15 protein-coding genes and 2 pseudogenes are annotated in these 23,346 nt (G+C 68.2%); 8 read left to right on the top strand and 9 right to left on the bottom strand.

What is annotated here, in order from left to right:
• Positions 1-13: 13 nt before the first annotated feature.
• The 3 genes from Vgi01_RS05395 to Vgi01_RS05385 all read right to left on the bottom strand — a co-directional run bounded on the left by Vgi01_RS05395 (position 14) and on the right by Vgi01_RS05385 (position 2,990).
• Positions 14-1,027 carry an ABC transporter permease subunit gene (locus Vgi01_RS05395; RefSeq protein ID WP_102655913.1) on the bottom strand — a complete coding sequence of 338 codons (1,014 nt, stop codon included), beginning with the start codon at positions 1,025-1,027 and terminating at the stop codon, positions 14-16.
• A complete protein-coding gene (locus Vgi01_RS05390) occupies positions 1,024-2,034 on the bottom strand; it encodes an ABC transporter ATP-binding protein (protein WP_102655914.1) in 1,011 nt (336 codons plus the stop codon). Before Vgi01_RS05390 ends, Vgi01_RS05395 begins: the two co-directional genes overlap by 4 nt.
• Positions 2,035-2,204: 170 nt before the next feature.
• Positions 2,205-2,990, bottom strand: coding sequence for a DeoR/GlpR family DNA-binding transcription regulator (locus Vgi01_RS05385; protein ID WP_102655915.1), 786 nt, complete (start codon positions 2,988-2,990; stop codon positions 2,205-2,207).
• A 188-nt stretch (positions 2,991-3,178) separates the two neighbouring features.
• Between Vgi01_RS05385 and Vgi01_RS05380 the strand changes: the two genes are divergently transcribed.
• From Vgi01_RS05380 to nagA, 3 genes are read left to right on the top strand one after another with little or no spacing between them, the layout of a single operon-like run.
• The gene (locus Vgi01_RS05380) at positions 3,179-4,108 is read left to right on the top strand and encodes an SIS domain-containing protein (protein ID WP_204290323.1); all 930 of its coding nucleotides are present in this window, start codon (positions 3,179-3,181) and stop codon (positions 4,106-4,108) included.
• 50 nt (positions 4,109-4,158) lie between these two features.
• On the top strand, positions 4,159-5,100 hold the full coding sequence (locus tag Vgi01_RS05375) for an ROK family protein (RefSeq protein WP_239088818.1): 942 nt from the start codon (positions 4,159-4,161) through the stop codon (positions 5,098-5,100).
• Positions 5,097-6,206: an N-acetylglucosamine-6-phosphate deacetylase gene (gene nagA, locus Vgi01_RS05370; protein WP_204290321.1), complete on the top strand. Its 1,110-nt coding sequence runs from the start codon at positions 5,097-5,099 to the stop codon at positions 6,204-6,206. Before Vgi01_RS05375 ends, nagA begins: the two co-directional genes overlap by 4 nt.
• Positions 6,207-6,213: 7 nt before the next feature.
• Here the strand turns inward: nagA and Vgi01_RS05365 are convergent, their stop codons facing one another.
• Positions 6,214-7,479 (bottom strand): DUF4032 domain-containing protein, encoded by a 1,266-nt coding sequence (locus Vgi01_RS05365; protein ID WP_102655919.1) that lies wholly within the window; start codon positions 7,477-7,479, stop codon positions 6,214-6,216.
• Positions 7,480-7,538: 59 nt separating this feature from the next.
• Here Vgi01_RS05365 and Vgi01_RS05360 point away from each other — a divergent pair, with 59 nt between their 5' ends.
• Entirely contained in the window at positions 7,539-8,306 is a 768-nt protein-coding gene (locus Vgi01_RS05360; RefSeq protein WP_204290320.1) for a phosphatase PAP2 family protein, read from the top strand.
• A gap of 9 nt (positions 8,307-8,315) precedes the next feature.
• On the top strand, positions 8,316-9,548 hold the full coding sequence (locus Vgi01_RS05355; protein ID WP_204290319.1) for an APC family permease: 1,233 nt from the start codon (positions 8,316-8,318) through the stop codon (positions 9,546-9,548).
• A gap of 147 nt (positions 9,549-9,695) precedes the next feature.
• On the opposite strand, the gene Vgi01_RS05350 is transcribed toward Vgi01_RS05355, so the two are convergent.
• Entirely contained in the window at positions 9,696-9,956 is a 261-nt protein-coding gene (locus Vgi01_RS05350; protein ID WP_204290318.1) for a hypothetical protein, read from the bottom strand.
• 167 nt (positions 9,957-10,123) lie between these two features.
• On the opposite strand from Vgi01_RS05350, the gene Vgi01_RS05345 reads away from it, so the two are divergent.
• The 3 genes and pseudogenes from Vgi01_RS05345 to Vgi01_RS30485 all read left to right on the top strand — a co-directional run.
• Positions 10,124-10,423 carry a type II toxin-antitoxin system Phd/YefM family antitoxin gene (locus Vgi01_RS05345; protein WP_204290317.1) on the top strand — a complete coding sequence of 100 codons (300 nt, stop codon included), beginning with the start codon at positions 10,124-10,126 and terminating at the stop codon, positions 10,421-10,423.
• Positions 10,420-10,662 (top strand): type II toxin-antitoxin system RelE/ParE family toxin, encoded by a 243-nt coding sequence (locus Vgi01_RS05340; protein ID WP_204290316.1) that lies wholly within the window; start codon positions 10,420-10,422, stop codon positions 10,660-10,662. The genes Vgi01_RS05345 and Vgi01_RS05340 overlap by 4 nt, the downstream gene beginning before the upstream one ends.
• Before the next feature lie 28 nt (positions 10,663-10,690).
• Positions 10,691-10,872, top strand: a pseudogene (locus tag Vgi01_RS30485) (hypothetical protein); the annotation flags it as partial.
• On the opposite strand, the gene Vgi01_RS05335 reads toward Vgi01_RS30485, so the two are convergent.
• The 4 genes and pseudogenes from Vgi01_RS05335 to Vgi01_RS05320 form a co-directional block, all read right to left on the bottom strand.
• Entirely contained in the window at positions 10,838-11,083 is a 246-nt protein-coding gene (locus Vgi01_RS05335) for a transposase (protein WP_204290315.1), read from the bottom strand. The pseudogene Vgi01_RS30485 and the gene Vgi01_RS05335 sit on opposite strands and share 35 nt — an antisense overlap.
• Before the next feature lie 61 nt (positions 11,084-11,144).
• Positions 11,145-11,339, bottom strand: a pseudogene (locus Vgi01_RS31365) (suppressor of fused domain protein); the annotation flags it as partial.
• Between the two features lie 456 nt (positions 11,340-11,795).
• Positions 11,796-12,467 carry a hypothetical protein gene (locus Vgi01_RS05325; RefSeq protein WP_204290314.1) on the bottom strand — a complete coding sequence of 224 codons (672 nt, stop codon included), beginning with the start codon at positions 12,465-12,467 and terminating at the stop codon, positions 11,796-11,798.
• Positions 12,464-23,305, bottom strand: a complete 10,842-nt coding sequence (locus Vgi01_RS05320; protein WP_204290313.1) for a LamG-like jellyroll fold domain-containing protein — start codon at positions 23,303-23,305, stop codon at positions 12,464-12,466. Before Vgi01_RS05320 ends, Vgi01_RS05325 begins: the two co-directional genes overlap by 4 nt.
• Positions 23,306-23,346: the final 41 nt, after the last annotated feature.

Genomic DNA, 23,346 nt, shown 5'->3' with positions numbered 1-23,346 from the left:
CAGGTGATGCCCGTCAGGCGATGTCCCGCCGACGGAGCGTCCAGAGCGCCCCGCCGAGGAAGATCACCACCGCGACCGTGAACAGGATCGACGAGTGCTGCCAGGTGATGTCCAGGGTGGCCGGGTTGCACTCACCGGTGTAGGAGGCGTTGCAGGACCGCCAGTCCTCAAGCGTCAGCGTCTTGGTCATCCAGGCGTACACGTACGTGGGCAGCAGCCATGCCTCGCCGAACCGGACCTGGGCCAGGTCCAGCAGGATGGCGAGCCCGGCCTGGCCGACCACCATGACCGCGATCGCCCCGCCCAGTGCCATCGCGGTGTGCCGGCCGAGCGAAGCCAGGGCGAAGCCCACGGTCGCCGCGACCAGCACCAACACGACCCCGCGCAGCCCGGTGAGCAGGAACGACTGCCAGACACCGGAGGTCATCCCCTCGGTGGTCCCGCGCCAGCTGCCAATCAGCCAGAGAATGCCGAACCACGCCACGGAGGCGGACAGCGCCAGGGCGAGCATCCCGGTGAGCAACGCTCCCAGCTTCGTCAGCAGGACGTTCAGCCGCTTCGGTCGCCACAACAGCAGGTTCATCATCCCGCCGGTGTTCCACTCGGCACCGATGAAGGAGGCACCCACCACGAAGCCGACCATGGCCAGGATGCCCGCGAGTGTGACGAGCATGTCCGGGGCGTTGGCCTTGAAGATGAAGGTCGACGGGAGGTACCACTCCGCCTGGATGTCCTCCCGTGCCGGTGGGGCGATCTCCGCACAGTCGGCCGGGTAGTACTCGACGTCCTCGCCTGCCGCCTTCGCGCGCTCGCAGCTGGCACGCTCCTGCTCGGCCCACCGCACCTGCTCGGCATGGCTTCGGTCGGCGGCCCGCGTGGCCTCGGCCCACTGTTCGGGGCCGATCTTCTCGTTGGTGGCGAACAGGCCCACCACGACGAGGGCCAGGATCAGCAGGCCACCGGCGGTCATCCAGCGGGTGAAGCGCCGCTTGGCCAGCCGGCGCAGTTCGGTACGGAAGAGACTCACGCGCCCCAACCTCCCCCGGTGGGCGCGGACGGTGCCGCCCCATCGACTCGTACGGACTGGTCGACCTGCCGGTGCTGGCCGGGAACCGGCGCGGTGTTGGTCAACTCGAGGAAGACGCTCTCCAGGTCGACCGTGACCGGGGCGAGTTCGCTGACGTAGAGGCCCTGTTCGGCCAGGAGCCGGGTGATCGTGGCCGGCTTGTCCACCCCGGCGACCATCAGGTGGTCCTGGTTCGCGGTCACCCGGTAACCGTTGCCGTGCAGCGCGTTCGCGGCGAGCGGCAGGTCCATGACGGCTTCCAGCCGGACCCGTACCCCGCCGCCGGAGTGCTGCGCCAGCACCTCGTCGACCGGGCCGTAGGCGACCCGACGCCCCAGCGAGATGATGGTGACCGAGTCACAGATCAGCTGGATCTCGCCGAGGATGTGGCTGGAGAGCACCACAGTCATCCCCGACTCGGCGAGGTTGCGCACCAACGTACGCATCTCCCGGATGCCGCCCGGGTCGAGGCCGTTGGCCGGCTCGTCCAGGATCAGCAGCTTGGGGTTCTTGAGCAGGGCCGAGGCGACAGCGAGCCGCTGCTTCATGCCCAGCGAGTACGTCTTGACCCGCTCGCCGGCCCGGTCGCGCAGGCCGACCAGTTCCAGCACCTCGTCGACCCGCTGCTGAGGCACCTCACCGGCGCCGGCCAGCAGGGAGAGCGTGTCGCGGGCGCTGAAGTGCGGGAAGAACTGCGGGCTCTCCACGATCGCGCCGACCTGACGGGCAATCTGGGGCAACGCCGCCGGCACTTCCTGGCCGAGAATGGACATTCGGCCGCCGTCGGAGCGGATGAGCCCGAGCAGCGTACGCAGAGTGGTGGTCTTGCCCGACCCGTTGGGGCCGAGGAAGCCGTGCACCTCCCCCGCCTCGACCCGCATGTCGAAGCCGTCCAGGGCATTGCGGGTGCCGCGTCGTCGACTGCGGTACGTCTTTCGTAGACCTTCGATTTCCAGGACAGCTGGCAAGCTGCACCTCCCCCGTTGGGTGTGGGGCGCCTCCGTTGCGGGGGCGACCACGACACCATACTTGGTATGCACCCGAAGGCAATACCCGGTATGCAGCGCCACGCCGAGACCCTGTTAAAAGGGGCCCCCTGCTCTACCGGAGGCGTTAAGAGGGGGCCCTTCCTTACACCTCAGGCGCAGATGACGTGCACGCCGGCGGCGCGGAAGGCATCGACCACGTCGGGCGTGGCGCCCGAGTCGGTGACAAGCGTCTCGACCCGGTCGACCGGGCAGATCCGGGCGAAGGCGTGACCGCCCAGCTTGGACGAATCAGCGATTATCACCACTCGCTTGGCCCGAGCCACCATGAGGTTGTTCATCGCGGCCTCGCCCTCGTGGTGGGCGGCGGCACCGAGCTGCGGGTCGATGGCGTCCACGCCGAGCAGCGCGACGTCCAGGGTCACCTCGCGCAGCAGCGCCCCACCCAGGGGCCCCACCAGCTCGAACGACTTGGGTCGCACCACCCCGCCGGCGACCACGACCTTCATCCGGGAGCGGACCAGCAGCTCGTTGGCGATGTTGAGGGCGTTGGTGACCACGGTCAGCTGGGCGCCCTCGGCGTTGGTGTTGAGATCCGGCCGGACGGCCAGCGCCCGGGCCACCTCGGTGCTTGTGGTGCCGCCGTTGAGGCCGACCACCGTGCCCGGCGTGACAAGCGCTGCGGCGGCGGCGCCGATGCGCTGCTTCTCCGCGGAGTTCTTGGCCGTCTTGTAGCGCAGGGGCAGGTCGTAGGAGACCCCGTTCGCGACCGCGCCACCCCGGGTACGGGTGATCATCTGCTGCTGGGCGAGCTGGTCGAAGTCCCGGCGGATGGTGGCCTGGGAAACGTCCAGCCGGCCGGCGGCCTCCTCGACGGTGACCCGACCGGACTCGGTCAGCATCTCGAGCAGGGCGTTCCATCTCGCGTAACGGTCCACCCCGGGACCTCCGTGTCTGCACGAATGTGATTGGTTGCGTGCACACTAGTGCTCAAAACTAGGAAACAGCAAAACCTGATGCTGCTCGATCAACCAGGCGGTTGCTATTTCCATCGAGTTTCGCGCAGAATAACGCGCGAAAGACGGGTCAAACGAGCCGTATTGCGCAGCCGCTGCGAGGAGTTCTCATGGCGCACGTCCACGCGGAGATCGCTAGTCAGCCGGACTGTTGGCACCAGGCAGCAGACCTCGCTCCGACGGTCCTCGACCGGCTACCACGCGACGGTGAACGGGTCGCCGTCGTCGGCTGCGGCACGTCGTGGTTCATGGCGATGGCGTACGCGGCCCGCCGCGAGGCCACCGGCCACGGCGAGACGGACGCCTTCCAGGCCAGCGAGTTCCCGATCGGCCGCCGCTACGACCGGTTGCTGGTGATCACCCGCTCCGGCACCACCACCGAGGTGCTCGACCTGCTCGCCGCGCTGCGCGGGCGAATCCCGACCACGGTGCTGGTCGGTGACCCCACCTCCCCGGCTGTGAGCCTCGCCGACGCCGCGGTGCCCCTGCCGTTCGCCGACGAACGGTCGGTGGTGCAGACCCGCTTCGCCACCACCGCGCTGGCGCTGCTGCGCGCGCAACTCGGCGACAACATCGGCGCGCTGGTCGCCGACGCGGAGGTCGCCGTCCGCGCCCCGCTGCCGATCGACCCGACTCTGATCGAGCAGGTCACCTTCCTGGGCCGCGGTTGGACGATCGGCCTGGCTCTGGAGGCGGCACTGAAGTGCCGGGAGGCGGCCACCTTCTGGGCCGAGGCGTACCCGGCGATGGACTACCGGCACGGCCCCATCTCGGTGGCCGCTCCCGGGCGGCTGGTCTGGGCCTTCGGTGAGTTGCCCGACGGGCTGCCCGAGGACGTCGCCGCCACCGGCGCGGCCTTCGTGCACAGCCGCACCCACGGGGTCCGTACCGTGCTGGGTCGTTGGGCCGCCGGACGCACCCCGGTCGACCCGATGGCGGACCTGATCCTGGCGCAGCGCTTCGCCGTCGCACTGGCGACAAGTCGCGGGCTCGACCCCGACGCGCCCCGGCACCTGAGCCGGTCCGTGGTGCTCGCGTGAGCGAGCGCGACGGCAGGGTCGTCGTCGCGCTGGACGTGGGCGGCACCGGGATGAAGTGCGCGCTGATCCGTCCGGACGGTGCCGTGGTGCACGCCGAACGGCACCGCACCGGTGCCGACCGTGGGGCCGAGGCCGTGGTCGACACGATCCTCGCGGTGGCTGACGGGCTGGTCGGCACGGCGCGGACGGCAGGGCTCACCCCGACCGCGCTCGGCATCGTGGTGCCGGGCATCGTGGACCAGACCCGTGGCGTCGCCGTCTGGTCGGCGAACATCGGCTTCCGGAACGTACCGCTGCGGGACCTGGCCACCGACCGGCTCGGCCTGCCCACGGCGCTCGGCCACGACGTACGCGCCGGCGGCCTCGCCGAGGCGCGCCTCGGTGCCGGCCGCGACGCCGGGCACGTGCTGTTCGTGGCGATCGGTACCGGCATCGCCGCCGCGCACGTGGTCGCCGGAGCGGCGGCCACCGGCGCACACGGTGCCGCCGGAGAACTCGGCCACATCCTGGTCCGCCCGGGCGGTCCGCGCTGTGGCTGCGGACGCTCCGGCTGCCTGGAGGCGATCGCCTCCGCCTCCGCCGTGGCCCGCCGCTACACCGCACTCGCCGCCGGCACGACCGGCGACGCCGACACCACGTCGGACGGCGGGTCCGCTGCCGGGTCGACGCCGGGACCGACAGTGGTCACCGCCGCCGAGGTCGCCGACCGGGCGGCAGCCGGTGAGGAACTGGCCACCCGGGTCTGGCGGGAGGCCGTCGAGGCGCTGGCCGACGGCCTCGCGACCGGACAGGCGTTGTACGACGTGCAGACGATCGTGCTGGGCGGCGGCCTCGCCCAGGCCGGTCCCGGGTTGTTCGACCCGCTGCGCACCGCCCTGCGCGAGCGCCTGACCTTTCACCGGGAGCCACGACTCGTCCCGGCCGCCCTCGGTGACGAGGCCGGTTGCCTCGGCGCCGCCCTGCTCGCCCTCGACCAGTTGGAGGATTCATGACCGTACGGGTGAACGGCAAGGTGGTGACCCCGACCGGGGTCGTCCGGCAGGGCTGCGTCGAGGTCAGAGGCGACCGGATCACCGCGGTCGCCGAGTACCCGTCGGTGCGCGACGGGCACTGGGTCGTGCCGGGCTTCGTGGACATCCACACCCACGGCGGCGGTGGACACACCTTCACCACCGGCGACGCCGACTCCGCCCGGGCCGCCGCCGCGTTCCACCTGGGCCACGGTACGACCAGCCTGCTGGCCAGCCTGGTCAGCGCTCCCTTCGAGCTGATGCGCTCGGCCACCTCGGCCTTCGCGCCGCTGGTCCACGAGGGGGTGCTGGCCGGCCTCCACTTCGAAGGGCCGTACCTGTCCGCCGCCCGCTGCGGCGCGCAGAACCCGCAGTTCCTCCGCGACCCGTCCACCGACGAGCTGACCGAGTTGATCAAGCTGGGTGACGGGGCGGTGCGGATGGTCACCCTTGCGCCGGAGCGGGCCGGGGCACTGGCCGCCATCGAACTGCTCACCGGCCACGGCGTGGTGGCCGCGGTCGGTCACACCGACGCCACGTACGAGCAGACCCGCGCCGCCATCGCGGCGGGCGCGAGCGTCGGCACGCACGTGTTCAACGGCATGCGTCCGGTGCACCACCGCGAGCCGGGGCCGGTCGTGGCGCTGCTGAGCACCCCGAACGTGATCTGCGAACTGGTCGCCGACGGGGTGCACCTGCACGACGGGACGCTCACCTTCGCCACCTCCACCGCCGGGCCGGAACGCTGCGCGCTGATCACCGACGCGATGGCCGCTGCCGGCATGCCCGACGGCGAGTACGAACTCGGCGGCCAGGCCGTGACCGTCGCCGACGGGGTGGCCCGACTGGCCGGCGACGGTGCGATCGCCGGCAGCACCCTCACCATGGACGCGGCCCTGCGGCACGCGGTGGCCGCCGGCATCCCGGTGCCCGACGCGGTACGCATGGTCTCCACCACCCCGGCGCTCGCCATCGGCCTCGGCGACCAGGTCGGCGCCCTCCAGCCCGGTCTGCGCGCCGACCTGGTGGTGCTCGACAACGACCTGAACGTCGTCCGGGTGATGCGCGGCGGCACCTGGGTGGAGTGACCCCGCATCAGCGGGGTGAGGGGATCTCCACGCCGAGCACCGCCTGCTCGTCGGGGCGGTGCACCAGCTCCTCGGTGAGGAACGACTGCACGGCGTGACGCATCCCGACGTCCCGGGCGGCCCGCTCGGAGAGCAGCCACTTGTGCTCGATGATCTGGGCGAACAACTCCTGCGGCTCCAACTTGCGGCGCAGGTGCGCGGGGACGGCCCGGACCACCGGCTCGAACACCTCGGTCAGCCAGCGGTGGGCGGCCTGCTGCTCGTCGGTCAGGTCGCTCTCCGCCCGGTACGCGTCGAGGTCGTTGAGCAGCTTGCGGGCCTGATTCTCCTCGGCGTCCAGACCGGTCAGCCGGAGCAGTCGCCGGTGGTGGTAGCCGGCGTCGACCACCTTCGGCCGGATCAGGTAACGCCCGTTGCCGATCGTCGACATGGCCACCTCGGCCACGTCGAAGCCCATCTCGTTGAGCCGGCGGATGCGGCCCTCGATGTCGTGTCGGGCGTCCCGTTCGACCTGCTGCTCGTAGGTGATCTCGTGCCACAGCCGCTCATAGCGCTGCACGACCTCCTCGCAGACCACCTCCGGGTCGATCGAGTCGTGCAGCAGACCGGCGGCCTGCAGGTCGAGTGCCTCGCCGAAGATGTTGACCCGGGCGATCTCCAGGTCTTCACCACGTTGACCGTTGGAGAGACCGTTGCGCAGCGCCCCGGTCTCGGCATCGACCAGGTAGGCGGCGAAGGCACCCGCGTCACGCCGGAACAGCGTGTTCGACAGCGAGCAGTCGCCCCAGAAGAAGCCGGTGAGGTGCATCCGGACCAGCAGCGCGGCCAGCGCGTCCAGCAGCCGGCCCATGGTCTCCGGTCGCAGCGTGTGCGAGAACAACGCCCGGTACGGCAGGGAGAACTGGAGATGCCGGGTGATCAGCACCGGGTCGAGCGGCTCACCCGAGTCGGACTCCCGGTCGGCGACGATCGCCACCGCCTGCACCGACGGGAAGTCGATCCGCTCCAGGGCGCGCAGCAGGTCGTACTCCCGCTCGGCGACCCGCTCCCCGGTCTCCTTGACCGCGTAGACGTACCCGCCGAGGCGCACGAAGCGCACCACGTGCCGGGAGATGCCCTGCGGCAGGGCGACCAGATGCTCGGCCGGCCACTGCTCCAGCGGTGTCGACCAGGGCAGGTCGAGCAGCGCCGGGTCCACGAGGGCCGAAGTGATCCGCACGCAGTCAAGTCTGACGCTTTCCCCGCCGGAACGCCTCCCCGCGTGGCTCGGCACACAGTCACCACGATCACCGCCCGAACCCGGCCGCCGCGCGCGGCCGGTAGCGTGATCGGGTGCGAGAAACCACGACGGTACGCGGACGCGTACGCCTGGCACCGGTCCGACCGGCCGGCTGGTGGTTCGACGCACTGCTGCTGGCCGCCCTCGTCGGACTGACCGTGGCACTCGCCGCCGGCTGGTTCTTCGGCATCGACAGGTCGGTCGCCGACTGGGCCGACGCGCACCGGCCCACCGCCGCCCGGTGGGTCGCGATCATCCTCAACTACCTCGGTCAGGGCACCCCGCTGACCCTGATCGCCGCCGGCCTGTCGGTGCTGTTGGCGATCCGACTACGCTCGGTGCGCCCGCTGTTCGTCCCGGTCGCCGCCTTCGTACTCACGCTGTTCACCATCGGCCCGCTGAAGGTGTGGACCGCCCGGCCGGCACCGAGCGCCAGCATCAAGGAACCGTTCCTGCCGCCCGAGCAGACCCTTCCGCTGTTCCAGGAGGACCTGCCGGTCCGCTTCGCCCAGTCGTACCCGTCCGGGCACGTGGCCAATGCGATCGTCTGGTACGGCGTCATCGCGCTGCTGCTCGCACCCCTGCTGGCGACCCTCGGCCGGAGGCTGCCGCGCCGGGTGGTGCTGGAGATCCGGATCGTCCCGCCGGCCGTGGTGCTGTGCACCACCACCTACCTGGGCTGGCACTGGCTCAGCGACTCGGTGGCCGGGCTGATGCTGGGACTGCTGCTGGACCGGATCCTGCACCGGGTGCCCTGGGACGAACTGCCGCTGCCCGCCCGGTTACGAAGTTGGGACCGGCCGTTCACCGAGCCTGTCTAGGCTGCCGCCGTGAATCAGCTGGCACGCCGGTTGGGCGTACCCGATGCCGTGGTCATCGGTCTGGGGTCGATGCTGGGTGCGGGCGTCTTCGTGGTCTTCGCCCCGGCCGCGGCGGCGGCCGGTGGGGTCGGCCTGCTGGCCGCGTTGGCACTGGCCGGCTTCATCGCCTACTGCAACGCGACAAGTTCGGCGCGGCTCGCGGCCCGCTACCCCGAATCCGGCGGCACCTACGTGTACGGCCGGGAGCGGCTCGGCCCGTTCGCCGGTTTCGTCGCCGGCTGGGGGTTCGTGGTCGGCAAGACGGCCAGTTGCGCAGCGATGGCGCTGACCATCGGGGCGTACCTCTGGCCCGGGCAGGCCCGGCTCGTCGCCGTCGCCGCCGTCGTCGCGGTGACCGCCGTGAACCTGCGCGGCATCGCCAAGACCGCCACCGCGACCCGCATCCTGGTGCTGGTCGTGCTGGCGGTGCTGGCCCTGGTCGCGGTGGCCGGCGCGACCGACGTCTCGATCGCCCGGATCGACGCGCCCGGCGGCTCCGCCCGGGGCATCCTCACCGCCGCCGGCCTGCTCTTCTTCGCCTTCGCCGGGTACGCCCGCATCGCCACCCTCGGCGAGGAGGTACGCGATCCCGAACGCACCATCCCCCGCGCGGTGCCGCTGGCCCTCGGCCTGGTGCTGGTCATCTACCTGGTGGTGGCCGTGATCGCCCTCGGGGTACTCGGCCCGGATCGGCTCGCCGCCTCGACCGCACCGCTGGCCGAGGTGGTGACCGCCGCCGGGCTGCCCGGCCTGGCCTGGGTGGTCCGTGCCGGAGCCACCGTCGCGGTGACCGGCGTGCTGCTCTCCCTGGTGGCCGGGGTCGGCCGCACCACCCTGGCGATGGCCCGCCGCCGCGACCTGCCCGCCGCCCTGGCCGCTGTGCACCCCGTACACCAGGTGCCGCACCGCGCCGAGTTGGCCGTGGCAGCCGTGGTGATCCTGGTCGTCACGCTGGCCGACGTACGCGGCGCGATCGGCTTCTCCAGCGTCACCGTGCTGGTCTACTACGCGATCACCAACGCGGCGGCACTGACCCTGGGCCGGGACCGGGACCGGAAACTGCCGGTGCAGGCGCTCGCCGGGGCCGGGCTGGTCGGCTGCATCCTGCTCGCGGTCAACCTGCCGCTGGGTAGCGTGCTCGCCGGCTTCGGCGTGCTCGCCCTCGGCTCAGCCTGGTACGCCCTACGCGCAGCACGCCGCTGAACCAGCCCGGTCACTCCGTCTGACGCGGATGGCCGGTGCCGACATACGTGAGCCAGACCGTACGGCGCTCGTCGTCGACGAGGTACCAGATCCGACCACCGCCAGCCACCTCGTACTGCTGTTCCCAGGTCCCGCTACCTATTCGCCTCAGGCATCTTCAACCAACTGAAAATCACTCCGAATGACGCCATATTCCGCAGGTTCCACCCAGCAACTGAAGCGGCGTCCGAGCAGGCTCGACTGCTCTACCCCCAATTGATACGCCAGAACTTCAGCGTCTGTCTTCCGGATTCTGGAGTCGCCCACCTCACGGAATTCCGCGATCCCGCCACGTTTACCAACCACGACATACTCGACCCTCCCTCCAACCCCACTTCTATCCACATGCTCGCCATGGTCGTCAGCCATCGGCTGACCACAAATGCTTCGTCCTATCCGGAGCAACACCCCGCCACTGCGTACGGATCTGTGGGCCTGGAGACAGGCCCGTGGCGGGCTGCTGGGTTACGCCTGGGGAACTGTGCTGCTTCTTCCGTGACGGAGGCGACATGGTACCGCGTGGTACAGTGAGGTACATGATGAGGATTACCCTGCGGGAGTTCCGTGATGGCGCGGGTCGGGTACTGGACGGGGTCGAGCGCACCGGTGAGCCGGTCATCATCACGAAGTACGAACGGCCTGTCGCCGTGCTGGTCGGCATCGACGAGTGGGAGGAGATTGAGGCGTTCCGGGACCGTAGGGACGCTGCGGTGATCGCTCGTTCCCGTGCCGAGGGACAGTTCGTGCCCCTGTCGGCGGCCCTGGAGTCGCTCGGAGTCGATCCTCGTGAGGCGGAGGCGCTGCTGGCTGACCGGGCCAACGGTGAGGCGGCGTGAAGGTTCAGATCGATCGGGACGTGCTGGTCTGGCCGCACAAGCAGCCACGCAACGTGTTCCTGACCGTCCTGAGCGCAATCCTCGGCTTGGTCTCCGACTCTGCGCCACAGAACTCGACCGAGATGCGCGACGGATCCGGGCGTCGGCTGCGCGTCGGTGACTACCGGATCCTCTACTGTCTCGACGGTGACGAGTTGACCATCCACGCCGTCGGGCACCGCAAGGACGTCTACACCTAAGCCACACGGTTTCCGTGGCCTTCTGGCCCTGTTCGCCTTCGACCCCTGGCGCTCCAGCATCCTGCTCGTCGATGGAGACAAGGCCGGACGCTGGCAGCAGTGGTCACCGAAGCGATCCCCCTGGCCGAGCAACGCTACGAGATCTACCTAAGTGTGCGTCCGGAAACTCCGGTCATCAGTTGCCGGTGCGGGCGAGGCGGCGTGACATGACCATGATCATGGCGATGTGGATCATGGCTTCGTGGTGTGCAGGTCGGGTCTCGTAATCGCGTACGCAGCGGCGATGCTTGCTGATCCAGGCGAACGTCCTCTCCACCACCCACCGGCGGGGCAGGACGACGAAACCCGGCTCGCTGCGTTTGACGATCTGGACGCTCAGGTGCAGGACGGTGCGGGCCCAGACCAGCAGCCGCCCAAACATCCACCACCGTAGGTGCAGAACGGAGTAGCACTACGCCCGGGGTGCAGGATTCGAAACCAATTCAGCAGATAGACGGTCGACGGGGATCCAAGAGATCTGGGTCCTTTTCAACCAACTCGCGTTCGAACGCTTCCCATCCGCGATCAAGCACGTAGTCTTTTTCTAGATCGCTGATCGGCACCATCCAAACAATGGCGACGCCACGGTCCTCGAGATCGACAGAATCAAAGTCTTCATCAGTGCAGAATGCGTCGACATAATAAGTTCCATCGACATCTCCCTGCCACCAGAAGGAGAGGGCAGGTAGTGCCGGCTAAGTCTCACAGTCGCGTACGACGTGGATCCAACGAGTTGCCCACCTCCCCGAACTCTGCCACCTGGAATGGCAGCTCAACACCTTCTGGATCACGCGTCCAACCCGACTGGATCTTGCCGAGTCGACTCTCTAGGTGCGCGATAAGCAAGGACATTGCCAACCAACCAGTCTGCGCCAGCACCGCAGTTGCAGGGTATGCACTCTGCCCCACCATTCTGGTGGTACCGGTCAATAACTTCTGGGCGTGTCACATCTGGCGGAAACTTCGTATTGCTCCACGCATCCCCTTGGTCGTGACGTAATAAAGTCTGCCCGGACCTGCAACGCGGATCCAGCCACCTTGATTACCCCTTCAAGGACTGCATTGCGAGACACTAGGTCTGTTACGCAGGTCTGTCACAACGGGCAACTCTTCACCTTCGCCAGCTTGTGCTTGCCGATTTGACCATCGACGATCAACTGGAGGGTCTTGGCATCGCCTGCGACGCGCCGCAACCCCTGTAACCACCCATCCCGCCCAGCCCAGCTCAAGGGCAGGCGCGACGTCGGCCATATCGCCGACAGCTCTTCAGCTAGACTGAAACCTCTTTCGGTCAGATCGAGCCTGCCGACCACAGCCGGAATGAGGATGCTGTCCTCGACTTCTATTACGGCAGGCGGCAAACCATCTTCAGCCTGCGCCCGCGCGAAACGGTGGTATTCTCCGACAATTTCTTCAATTGACGGAGGATCACCAAGAGACAGCGGACTCTGCACAGAAATCCGCCGGAAAGCGTCTTGGCACACCTCGTCATGCTGCGCAAATCTTATCGACTCCTGAACCCCGGAACTCCCCTGAAGTCGATGAGACATCGTCATCGTGACGACCGGAAACTCCCGCGTCAAGGCGTGCACATGTGCGGTTGGAAAGTACGAGTCTCCTGCAGTGGACACATCCAAGGTTATTCCCTGGACCACAGGGCCGACACGACGCACGAGGCGCAGTGGTCGCCACTGACTGAACCCGGGAAACGCTCTCCCCCAATCCGACGTTACACGCTTGGTGGAGACCGCATCAACCTTGCTCATGGGTTTACCTCAATTGTGAGCCACGCGCCCGGAACATTATTTGCATTCTTGTCCGCCTGCGCTTTCCCGATCCCTCGTCCCGGCTTAGACACGAACTTGTAATCATAGATAATACCACTGGCAGGATCGTAGACATCTGGGCGGGCACTGCCTGCCGTCCCCCGAGGCACCAGAGCGCCGCTCAGGTAGCTTTGTTCAGTGACCAGACCGCGGCTTCCATAGATATCCTGGTATCGCTGAAGCAACTTGTCCGCGTAGGCGTGCTTTGCCGTTCCTGCGACAGAACCGCTTCCGCCAATCTTACGCTCAGCCCGTCTTGCGATCTCCTGGATTAGGTCTGCATTGGAGGGGTTGGTAGACCCGTTACAGGCGCATGCATTTCCATTCGGCGCGACACCCCCGCCACAGTTGTGCACCAAAACTGGTTCGTCGTCGATGACAATGTAGTAGGTGTGGATGTCGGCGACGGTGAGGTCGCGCATCTCTTCGAGGCCGAGCTTGTTGAGCACCGCCACGACCGTGACCGCGCCCTGGCCCTTGACCAGCAGCTTCGTACCCGGCTTCAGGTCCTTCGCGTCGGTCCACTTGCGCTCCGAGGCGTTCCAGAACGGGTGATGCCAGGTCGTCTCGACCTTCGTCACCTTCCCGTCCTGGTCCTTCACGGTCAGGTCGGTCAGGTCCTCGTCGAGGTTGCGGTGCAACTGGGTGACCTGCTTGGGCACCGACCCACCCGCCACCGGATCGGTGGCCATGACCCGGTCACCGACGTTGACATCCTCGATCGGCCGACTACTGCCATCAGCCATCAACACCGGCGTCTTCGGATCGAAACTGTGCCGACGCCCCGACGTCGAACACGACGCACCAGCCCCACCGACCGAAATACCGAACCCGCCACCGCCGGAGCCGCCGGCGACTGCACCACCACTGCGCGCGCCACCACCGCTCTTGCGGTTCAACGCGCCCAGGCCCGGCACCATGTTCTCCGCCGCCGTACGCGGGTTGTAGCTGCCCGTCATCGCCAGCTGCGACATCGCGTCCTCGGCACCGGCCTCGGCCGACTCGGTCGCCAACCGGCCCAACAGGCCCGTACCGGCCTTCTTCGCCACCGCCGCACCGACCCTGGCCGCGATCGCACCACCAGCACCACCGACCAGGCCGGTGACCGCGCCCGTGCCCAACGAACCCAACGCGTCACCGATGCTGTGGATGTCGCCCTGCGCCGCGTCCTTGGCCAGGTTGATCAACGCCCCGGCACCGACCATGCAGGCCACCGCGCCGGCTCCGGCGGTCACCGCGGTGCAGGCGATGCCGGCGAGGATCGCGCCACTGATCGCGGCGACCTCCAACAGGACGTCCTTGTGGTCCTTGACCCATTTCTTGGCCGCGTTCGTGGCATCACGTACCTGACTGACGGCCTTCTTGACGGTCCGCTGCGCCTTGGCCGCGACCTTCTTGCCGGCCTGTTTCGCCTTGGCGACCGCTTGCTTGGCCTTCTTCTTGACCTGGGCGACCTTCTTGGTGACGTGTTTCTTGGCCGCCTCGTACTTCTTCTTGACGGTGCGTTTGACCTGGTTGTACTTCTTCTTGACCTGCTGTTTGACCTGGGTGTATTTGCGTTTCGCCTGTTGGACCTTCTTCTTGACGGTGGTCTTGGCCTTCGTCACCGTCTTGGTCACCGTCGACTTGGCCGACCGGTACGCCGACGAGGCGTAGGACGAGGCGTACGAGTAGGCGCTGGAGGCGTACGACGAGGTGTACGAGTACGCCGAGCGGACCGTCGAGGAGACCGAACTGACCGCCCGAGAGAAGGACTTCTTGACGCTGCCCCAGCCCCAGTGCCCGGTGGGGTCGGTGACGATCAGCGGGTTCGCGTCACCGTACTGGTAGCGGTTGGCGTTGATCGAATCCGGGACGGGACTGTTGTTGGCCGTGTCCCGGGTGTCGAACTGCCCGGTGTCGGTGTTGTACCAGCGGGCGTGCATGTTCACCCGGTTGGTCAGCGCGTCCGTCCACTCCGACTGGTAGCCGAGCTGCCCCAGCAGGCCGACCGTGTTCAGCACCTTGCCGAGCGGGTCGTAGGTGACCGAGCCGGTCAGCGCCGTACCGGTCGGGCTGAACTGGCCGACCACGTCGCTGTGCAGGTCGGTCCAGACCAACCGCTTGTCACCGCCGGAGGCGGCACCGACCACCTCACCGGACGGCCCACGCACGTAACTCGCGGAGGCGTCGGCGGCCAGGTCGTTGCCGAGCCCGGTGTACGAGTGCCCGGGCCGCATCGCCCGACCGAGACCGTCGTACGTGTAGGTCTGCGTGCCGTTGGTGGACTGCTGCTCGATCACCTGCCCGAACGCATCGGTGCGGGTGATGTTGGCGCCGGCCTGGGCCAGGGTGCCGCGTGCGGTGTAGGTGTACCCGACGCCGTCGGCGTTGATCAGCCGGTTGCGCTGGTCGTAGTTGAACAGCTTGCTGCCGTTCTGCACCCGGTTACCGGACTTGTCGTACGCGTACGCGGTGATCGTGCTGCCGTTGTTCCACGAGGTCAGCCGGTCAGCGAGGTCGTAGGTGTAGGTGTTCGCCGCCGAACCGGCGAAGCCGGTCGTGGTCTTGGCGATGATGTTGCCGTTGAGATCCCAGTCGTACGAGATCTTCGCCAGCGAGGCCCCGGACGGCGACTTGAGTTCGTCGCCGTTGAGCCGGCGCAGCGGGTCGAAGGTGAAGTTGCGGGTGTTGCCGTTCGAGCCGTACGTGATCTTCGTGACCTGGGACAGCGTGTTGTAGGTGTAGGCCATCTGCACGCCGGCCGTCGGGTTGGCCAGCGTCGACAGCCGTCCCGCCACGTCGTACCCGTAGGAGGTGGTGCCGGCCGCGTCCTGCCGGGAGGCGAGGCGCCCGTCGGCGTCGTAACCGAACGCCGAGTTCCCGGAGGGGCCGGTCACCGACACCGGTAGATCACGGTCGTCGTAGCTGATCGTGTTGGTGCCACCGGGACCGGACAGCGAGGTCATCCGACCGGCCAGGTCGTAGCCGAACTCCCGCTCCTCGGTCTGCACCTCGGCACCGGCACCTGCCTGCCGGATCAGCTGGCCCGACTCGTCGTACGAGTTGGTCACCGTGACCCCGCCGGGCAGGATCTGCCGCACCGGCAGACCGCTGTCGTCGTACTCGATGGTGAAGGTGCGGTCGGCCGGGTTCGGGTGGGCGCTGGTGGCCGGTTCGATCTGCGACTCGGGCAGCCCCCACGAGTTGTACGTCGTGTAGAAGGCGTTGCCCCGCCCGTCGGTGAACCGGGTGCGGTTGCCTTCCAGGTCGTAGCCGAATGTGGTGACGATCGAATCCGATGCGGAGATCGGCTGGATCTGCTTCGTCAGCACGCCCGTCGCGTCGTACTCGAAGGTGGTGGTGGTACCGCGCGCATCCGTGCTGGACACCATGTTGCCGGCCCGGTCGTAGCGGGCCACCTGCTCGGAGAGCAGGGCACCGCCCGGGGCGCGCTCGGTCGTGCGGATCGCCCGCCCGGCCAGGTCGTAATCGACTGTGGAGTACGAGCCGTCCGGCCGGATGCTCCTGGTCGTCCGGCCCTCCGCGTCGTATTCGTAGCGGGTCCGGTTGTTGGCGCCGTCGAGCACCGAGGTCGGCTCACCGAGCACGTTGTACTCGGTGCTGCTGGTCACGCCGGTCGCGCTGGTGACCACCGAGGGCCAGCCCTGCGCGTTGTAGGCGTACAGGGTGGTGTGGTTCGTGCCCTGCTGCCGCACGACCTCCGTCGTGGTGACCGTCCGACCCAGGTAGTCGTACGTCGCGGTGGTGACCGCTCCGGTCGGGTCGGTGGACGACAGCATGTTGCCCAGGTCGTCGTAGGTGTAGGTGCTCGCACCGTCGTTCGGCGCGATCGTCTTGGAGACCCGGCCAAGTTGGTCGTACTCGTAGCGGGTCACCCGGCCCGCCGGGTCCGTCACGGAGACGAGCTGCCCGGCCGTGTCGTACGCCTGGGTGCTGCGCGGGACGATCGGGGTCGACGAGCCCGGCGGCGTGTACGCCGGGGCCTGCTCGGCCACGACCCGGCCGACCGCGTCGTACTCCACCACCGACCAGTTGCCGTTGGCGTCGCGGGTGTCGGTCGGCTCGTCGAAAGTGTTGTAGCCGACCCAGCTGACCGCGTTGGCCATCGCCGAGACCTGCCCGGCCTGCTCGACCAGGGCCGCCGGGGAGGTGGTCTTCACCGCCCGGCCTTCCTCGTCGTACCCGTAGTAGGTGGTGTTGCCGTTCGGGTCGGTGACGGAGGTGGGCAGGCCGTCGAAGTCCAGGGTCTGCGAGGTCCGGATGACCTGCGCGTCCGCCGCGGGCACGGCACCGGTCCTGACCTGCCCGATCTCGGCGGCGGAGAGCGCCTTCTGGTACGCCTGCACATCGCTGATCGAGCCGGGGAACCAACCGAAGCCGTCGGCGCCACCGATGGTGAAGCCGGTCGACACGTTGTTGAGGCTCTCGGTGACGTTCACCGTGGTTTGCAGCACACCGTCGGCGTAGAGCCGCATCGTCTTGCCGACGGAATCCACCGCGAGGGTCAGGTGCGTCCAGGTACCCGTCACCGCGGATCCGTGTGGACCGCCGCCGCCGAACCAGGTGATGGTGCCGTCGGCCTTGCGAACCGACATGGCGGCATACCACCGGTCACTGACCGGCGAGTAGAAGACCTTGAGTGCGGAGTTGCCGATCGCACCCGGCGCGGAGAAGACGAGTTGTTCGTCCCCCAGGGCGGCGTTCTTCGTGGCGAGCTTCACCCAGGCGGAGACCGAGTACGCCCGGGTGGTGTCCACGACCGGGCCCGACTTGAGGTACCCGGTGGTGCCGTCGAGCACGGCGGAGCCACCACGCTCGGTGGACCAGGTGACGCCACCGAGCGCGGTAGCGGGGCTGTTGCCGACGGAGTCGGCCGCCTTCGTACCCCCGGTCTCGGCGAGCTTCCACCGGGCCACCGGCGTCAGCGCCGTGGAGGTGTACTCGGTTTCGGCGATCGCCCGTCCGGCGTTGTCGTACATCGCCTCGGAGATGCTGGTGGGCGTGCCGTCCGCGCCCGAGGAGGCGGTGGAGACCACGTTGTCGTCGGCGTCGTAGGTCAGGGTGGTGGTTCGCTTCAGCCCGTCCGGGTCCACCGTCGTGGAGATCGTCCGGCCGGCCGCGTCGTAGGTGGTCGTGGTGGTGGTGTGACCGTTGTTCGTCACCTCCCGCACCACGTTGCCGGCCGCGTCGTAGAAGTTCTCCTCGATCAGGAACTCGTTGCCCGCGTTGTCGGCGCGTACCACCCGCGCTTCAAGACCGTTGTCGGTGTAGGTGTAGCGGGTCTCCCAGTTCATCGAGTCGACCTCGCGGGCCAGTCGGCCCGCCGGGTCGTACGACCGCTGGGTGGTGACCAGATCGCGGGGCGCGGACGGATTGTTCGGGTCGCCGGTGAAGCCGACCACCGTCGAGGTGAGCAGGTTGCCCTCGACGTCGTAGGTGCTGGTGGTGACCCCGCCGTCGGGTTCGGTCTCGGTGACGATCCGGCCGTACAGGTCGTACGCGAACTGGGTGGTCTGGTTCGCCGCGTTGGTGACCGACACCTCCTGCCCGTACGCGTTGAAGGTGTGCCGGGTCGTACGCGGCGCGTCGCCGCCGGTCAGGTCGCTGACCGTGACCTCGGTGATGTTGCCGTCCACGTCGTAGGTGGTGCTGGTGTGGGCGGTGTGCACCGCGCCGGTGACCCGGTTGGTCACGGCCGGCTCGGTTTCGGTGATCTCCCGCCCGAGCAGGTCGTAGGTACGGCTGGTGACGAGCCCGGTGGGGTGAGTGTCGGTCACCTCGGTCTCGGTGAGCAGCCGACCGAGCCCGTCGTACGCGTAGCGGGTGATCTTGCCGCCCGGCTCGACGACCTCGGCGATGTCACCGCTGGCGTAGTAGATGATCCGCTGGATCTGCCCACCCGGCGTGGTCACCGTGTCCGGCAGGCCGGGCGGCGCGAACCCGCCGTCCTTGGCCGCGACCGTGGTGCCGTCGGTGTACGTCATGCGGGTGACCCGGCCGAGCGGATCGGTGATGGTGGTCTGGTTGCCCTTGGTGTCGTAGCCGTAGCTGGTCAGGTAGGTGTTGTCGGTCTCCGACGCCGACCGACCGTCGCGCAGGGTCAACATCAGGTCGTTGCGGGCGTCCGGTGTGAGGGTGGTGGTCGTCGCGTCCGGGAAATAGGTGTAGTAGACCGACGAGCATCTGCCGGCGGACTGGTCCTGGCAGGTGATGACCTGTTTGGTGTTGCCCCGGGCATCCTGGAGTTCCTGGGTCCAGACACCGCGCGGGTCGTAGGTGAGGTTTCCGTACCCGCCGACGTCGTAGCCGAACTTCGTGGTGTTGCCCAACCCGTCGGTCTGCGCCACCAGCCGGTTTCCGTTGACCAGGTCGTACGTGTAGGACGTGGTCTCACCGGTCGGCCCGGTCACGGTGATGGTGGAGACCGGCATCGGGAAGGCGGTGGCGACGCCGGAGATCATGGTCACCGCGACCGGGGCGGTCTGCTTCGACGCCAGGAAGTGCGTGGCCACCTGCTCGGCGGAGAGCTGCGAACGGTAGAACGCCACCTCGGCGATCGAGCCGGGGAAGTAGCCGACGTCTCCGGTGCCGTGCATGGGCCAGTTGCCGGCCCACTTGCCCGCCCCGACGTACGCGTTGACGGCGTCGGTGGTGACGAGCGCGTGGTCGAGCTTGCCGACGGAGATGCCGTCCAGGTAGAGCGACTGGGTGTTACTGGCGGCGGAGAGCACCACGTGGTGCCACTTGTTGTCGTTGACGGCTATCGGGCTGGTGATCACCCGGGTGGAACTGCCGGTCCAGAAACTACCTCGCAGCTTCCCGTCGGTACCGACATAGAGCGCGGGGGTCCAGTTGCCGGTCACTGCGGGGTCGTTGATCGGGCTGGCCTGGTAGCTGTAGAGGACGCCGCCCTTGTTGTTGCCGGACGGCATCTTGAACCACATCTCGACCGAGTTGGGCCCGGTGGTGGGCATGTCCTCGGGCGGCAGGACCAGATGCGAGGAGGTGCCGTTGAACGATCCGGCCTTGCTGTCGCTGAACGGACCGGCCACCCCGAGGGTGACCTGGTTGTAGGTGGCCGTACCGCCCTGCACCTCGTTGACGGCGTCGGTCACCTCGATCTCGCCGAGGCGCCAGTAGTCCGCCGGCTTGGCGCCGAGCACCGAGGCCGCGTAGACGTCGCTGCTGCCGGAGACGGTCGGGCTGCCCAGCTGCCACACCCCGCCGTTCTCGTCGGTGACCGTGGCGACCCGGCCGCTGACCTTGTCGTAGCCGATCTCGGCCGTGACCCCGCCCGACGGGCGGACCACCTTCTTGAGGACCGGATGACTGGTCCGACCGACGCTGTTGAGCTCGGCGGCGGTGGTGGCGGTCAGGGCCTGGTTGAAGAACGCGACCTCGGCGATGGAGCCGTTGAAGTAGGTCGCCTTGGCCGGGTTGGCACCGGAGTTGACGTGCGTCGGCCACGAGCCGCCGACGAAGCCCGCGCCGACAAGCACGTTCGCCGACCCGCCGGCGATCTGGGCGATCGTCCCGTTCAGGGTGCCCTTGAGCACGCCGTCGAGATAGAGCCGCTGCACGTTACCGGCACCGGCCAGCACCACGTGATGCCAGGCGCCGTCGGTGACCGCGACGTCCGTGGTGATCGTCGCGACGCTGCCGGTCCAGAATCCGCCGCGCAGCTTGCCGTCACTGCCGATGTAGAGCGACGGGGTGTAGTTGCCGGCGGTGGTGCCCTTGCTGATCGCGTCGGCCTGGTAGCTGAAGAGCACACCGTTCGGGGTGCTCGTCTTGAACCACATGCTGATCGACTGGTACTGGCCGTCGGCGACCAGCTTCCCCGGCAACTGGACGTGTGAGCTGGTGCCGTTGAAGGTCGCCGTGGTCGCGGTCGAGCCGGGCAGCGCGGCCGGCTGCCCGAGGGTCACGTTGTTGTACCGGGCGTTGTCGACCCCCGCGTTGCTCAGCACCTCGCTGACCGCGGTGGTCGCCCCGGCACCCTCGTCCAGTCGCCAGTACGAGTACGGGCCGGCGTTGAGCACCGCGTTGGCGTACTGCGAGGTGGTGTCCTGCTGATAAGTGGTGCACTTGGTGTGATCGGTCGGCGGGCACACCTTGGTCAGCTGATCGTTGGCGCCGTAGCTGTACGTCCAGGTGGCGACCGTGTTCGGGGCGCCGGGCACGGCCGGATCGGTGTAGACCGTGGCGACGTGCGGCTTGGTCGACCCGGCCGGGGTGGACCAGGTGAAGTGCAACGAGCGGCCGGAGGCCGACGTCGCTGTCGTCAGCTTCGCGGACGTGTCGTACGAGAAGGTCATCGCCCGGCCGTTGGCGTCGGCGATCCGGGTGACCTTGAATACCCCGGTGCCGGTCGCCCGACCGAAGGTGTAGACCGTGGCGTCCTTGTCGGTAAGCGTGTAGCCGGTGACCGTGCCGCCGGAATCCTTGGTCTCGATGAAGGTGGCGAACCGGCCGGACGGCGGACTGAAGGTGCCGTTGGCGTTGCGACCGAAGGCGACGTCCTGGCCGGTGGGATAGGTGACAAGCACCGACTGCACGCTGCCGGCGACGTCCTTGACCTGGGTCGCCCGCACGTCGACCAGGCTCGACCAGCCGGCGCCAAAGGCGTTGTCGCGGCGGGTGTCCAGGCTGTTGTAGCTGCGGGTCACCGACAGCGAGGGCCCGACGGTGCTGACGCTCGCGTCGGTTGCCGAGGTCGTGTAGTTGCCGACGCTCGGGTCGAAGCCCTTACCGGCGTTCTGCGCGAGGTTCGTGGTGAGCAACGGCTGCGGTACGGAGGTGGTGAACGCGTACGCGGGATAGACCGCGCTGTAGCTGACCTTGTCGTACACCCGGACGGTGTACAGGTAGGTCTTGTTCCAGGCCAGCTTGCCAGCCGGAACGGTCCAGGTGGGAGAGCTCACCCAGCCGGAGTTCACCACGGCGGCGTTGGTCGCGGCGTCAGTGATCACGTAGTTGTAGGTGAAGCCCTTGTTGGGCCAGTTGTCCGAGTCGACCGCCCGCGACAGCAGTTGCGGCGTGAGCGTGTTGACCACCGCGTTGTTGCCCGGGTAGCGCAGGTTGATCTGGGGCGCGACGTTGTTGGAGTACGTCAACTCCAGGTACGGCTTGTACGCTCCGGCCGAGTAGTTGGCGGCGGTGAAGCGCTTCCAGGCGGTCGAGTCGCTCACCGACGCGGTCAACGCCAGGCCCTCGTTCATCCCGCCCGTCGACCAGTCGTTGAAGGTGTCGACGGCGAGCGGCACGGTGACCCACTTGCCGGTGCTGCGGACCGCGTTGGTGTTCGTGCAGGCCGGGTAGTTGTCGGCGATCGTCAGCGAACCGATCGACGATGAGATCGCCGGACCGGGGTAGCTTCCCGTGGTCAGGTTCGCCACCGTCCACGCCTCGTTGACCCGGTGGACGTTGAACGGCTTGTGTGACGTGCAGTCGTACGACCAGGTGTGGAAGAGCTTCAGCTTCGCGGCGGTGATCCGCTTGCCCATCAAGCCGTCGTCGTCGAACTCGTCGAAGTGGATGAATGAGCGAGCCTTGACAGTGCCGCCGTTGTAGGTGCCGACCGGCAGGTTGTCACCGTTGTGGTTGGTCGTGCTGGAGTCGTTGTCGACGTAGACATCGCCGGTCGTACCGGTGGTGGTGGTCGGGTCCACCCGGACCGGGTACTCCCGCGCCGGGTCGTTGAGCCAGGCCGGGTCGGCGACGACCTTCAGAGCCAGCTGGCCGTCGACGGTCACCAGTTCGAAGCTGACGGCCGAGGACTCCGCCGGTGCCCCGGACTGCGGGTCGACCTTGGAGTCCTGCATGGATCCGTGCGGGAACCAGGCGACGGCCTTGCCTTCGCCGTTGAGCAGCTCCACCGATCCCTCAGACGTCGGGCGTGGCGTCAGCCCGTCCAATTCCAGGGGGAACACCCAGGTCGAGGCCGCCTCCGGCGACCGCAGGATCAGGGTTTCCTTGATCCCGGCGTCGAAGGTCGTCAGCTCCAGGTCGGTGTGCGGCAGGACGTCGCGGTAGAAGGCGGTGGCTCCGGTCACCTCGGGAGCACCGATGGCGCTGCCCTCCAGCCGGTAGGCGACGGACTCACCGGTCGGCAGGGTGAGCCGGGCCAGTTCCGCTTCCTGAGCGGTAGCACCGCTCCCGGTGCCGGAGGCGGCGCTGCGGTTGGCATCAACGGATGGCTCCCCGGCCACGGAGAGCTTCAGCCGGTTCGCCTTGACGTGCAGGCGTCCGTCGGAGCGGCGGGTCAGGTCGGAGTCGATCTTCTGCCAGGTGCCGTCGGCGGCCTGATAGTTGACCGGACGGTTGTGGGTGCGCTTGGTGAGCGACCCGTCCGCGTTGACGTAGACGTCGGAGCGGGCGCTGGACCGACGCGCGTCCCGCTTGCTGGTGCGGGCGTCGAACCCGGGCTCGGCGACTCCGGTCTCGTCCGGGGTGGACTCGATCTGATGCGGCTGGTACGAGTCGAGCGTGCCGGCGGCCGGCTTCGGTGCTCGCCCGGCGCCACGTCGCGCATCGGTCGCCGCAGCCGGCGCCTGGGGATCCACCTGCACCGGCCGACCCGCCTGCTGCACCGGCAGCCCGAGGAAGGCCGCGGAGGCGGACCATGCCGGATACTGCCTGAACCAACTCAGCCAGGTGAGCGGAAACTCCCCACCGGGCCGCACCACATCAGGCGGCACCGCGACGGTCAGCCCGAAGACCACAGCGACGACCAGCGCCGAGCGGCGACCGGCCTTGCCCAAGGATCGGCCCATGGCCGCTCACTCCCCCGTGAATATTGATGATCCTCGGGGGA

The organism is Micromonospora gifhornensis (genome assembly GCF_016863515.1).
Lineage (GTDB): Bacteria > Actinomycetota > Actinomycetes > Mycobacteriales > Micromonosporaceae > Micromonospora > Micromonospora gifhornensis.
The sequence above is the reverse complement of the archived record's forward strand: the minus strand, read 5'-3'. Positions and strand labels throughout refer to the sequence as shown.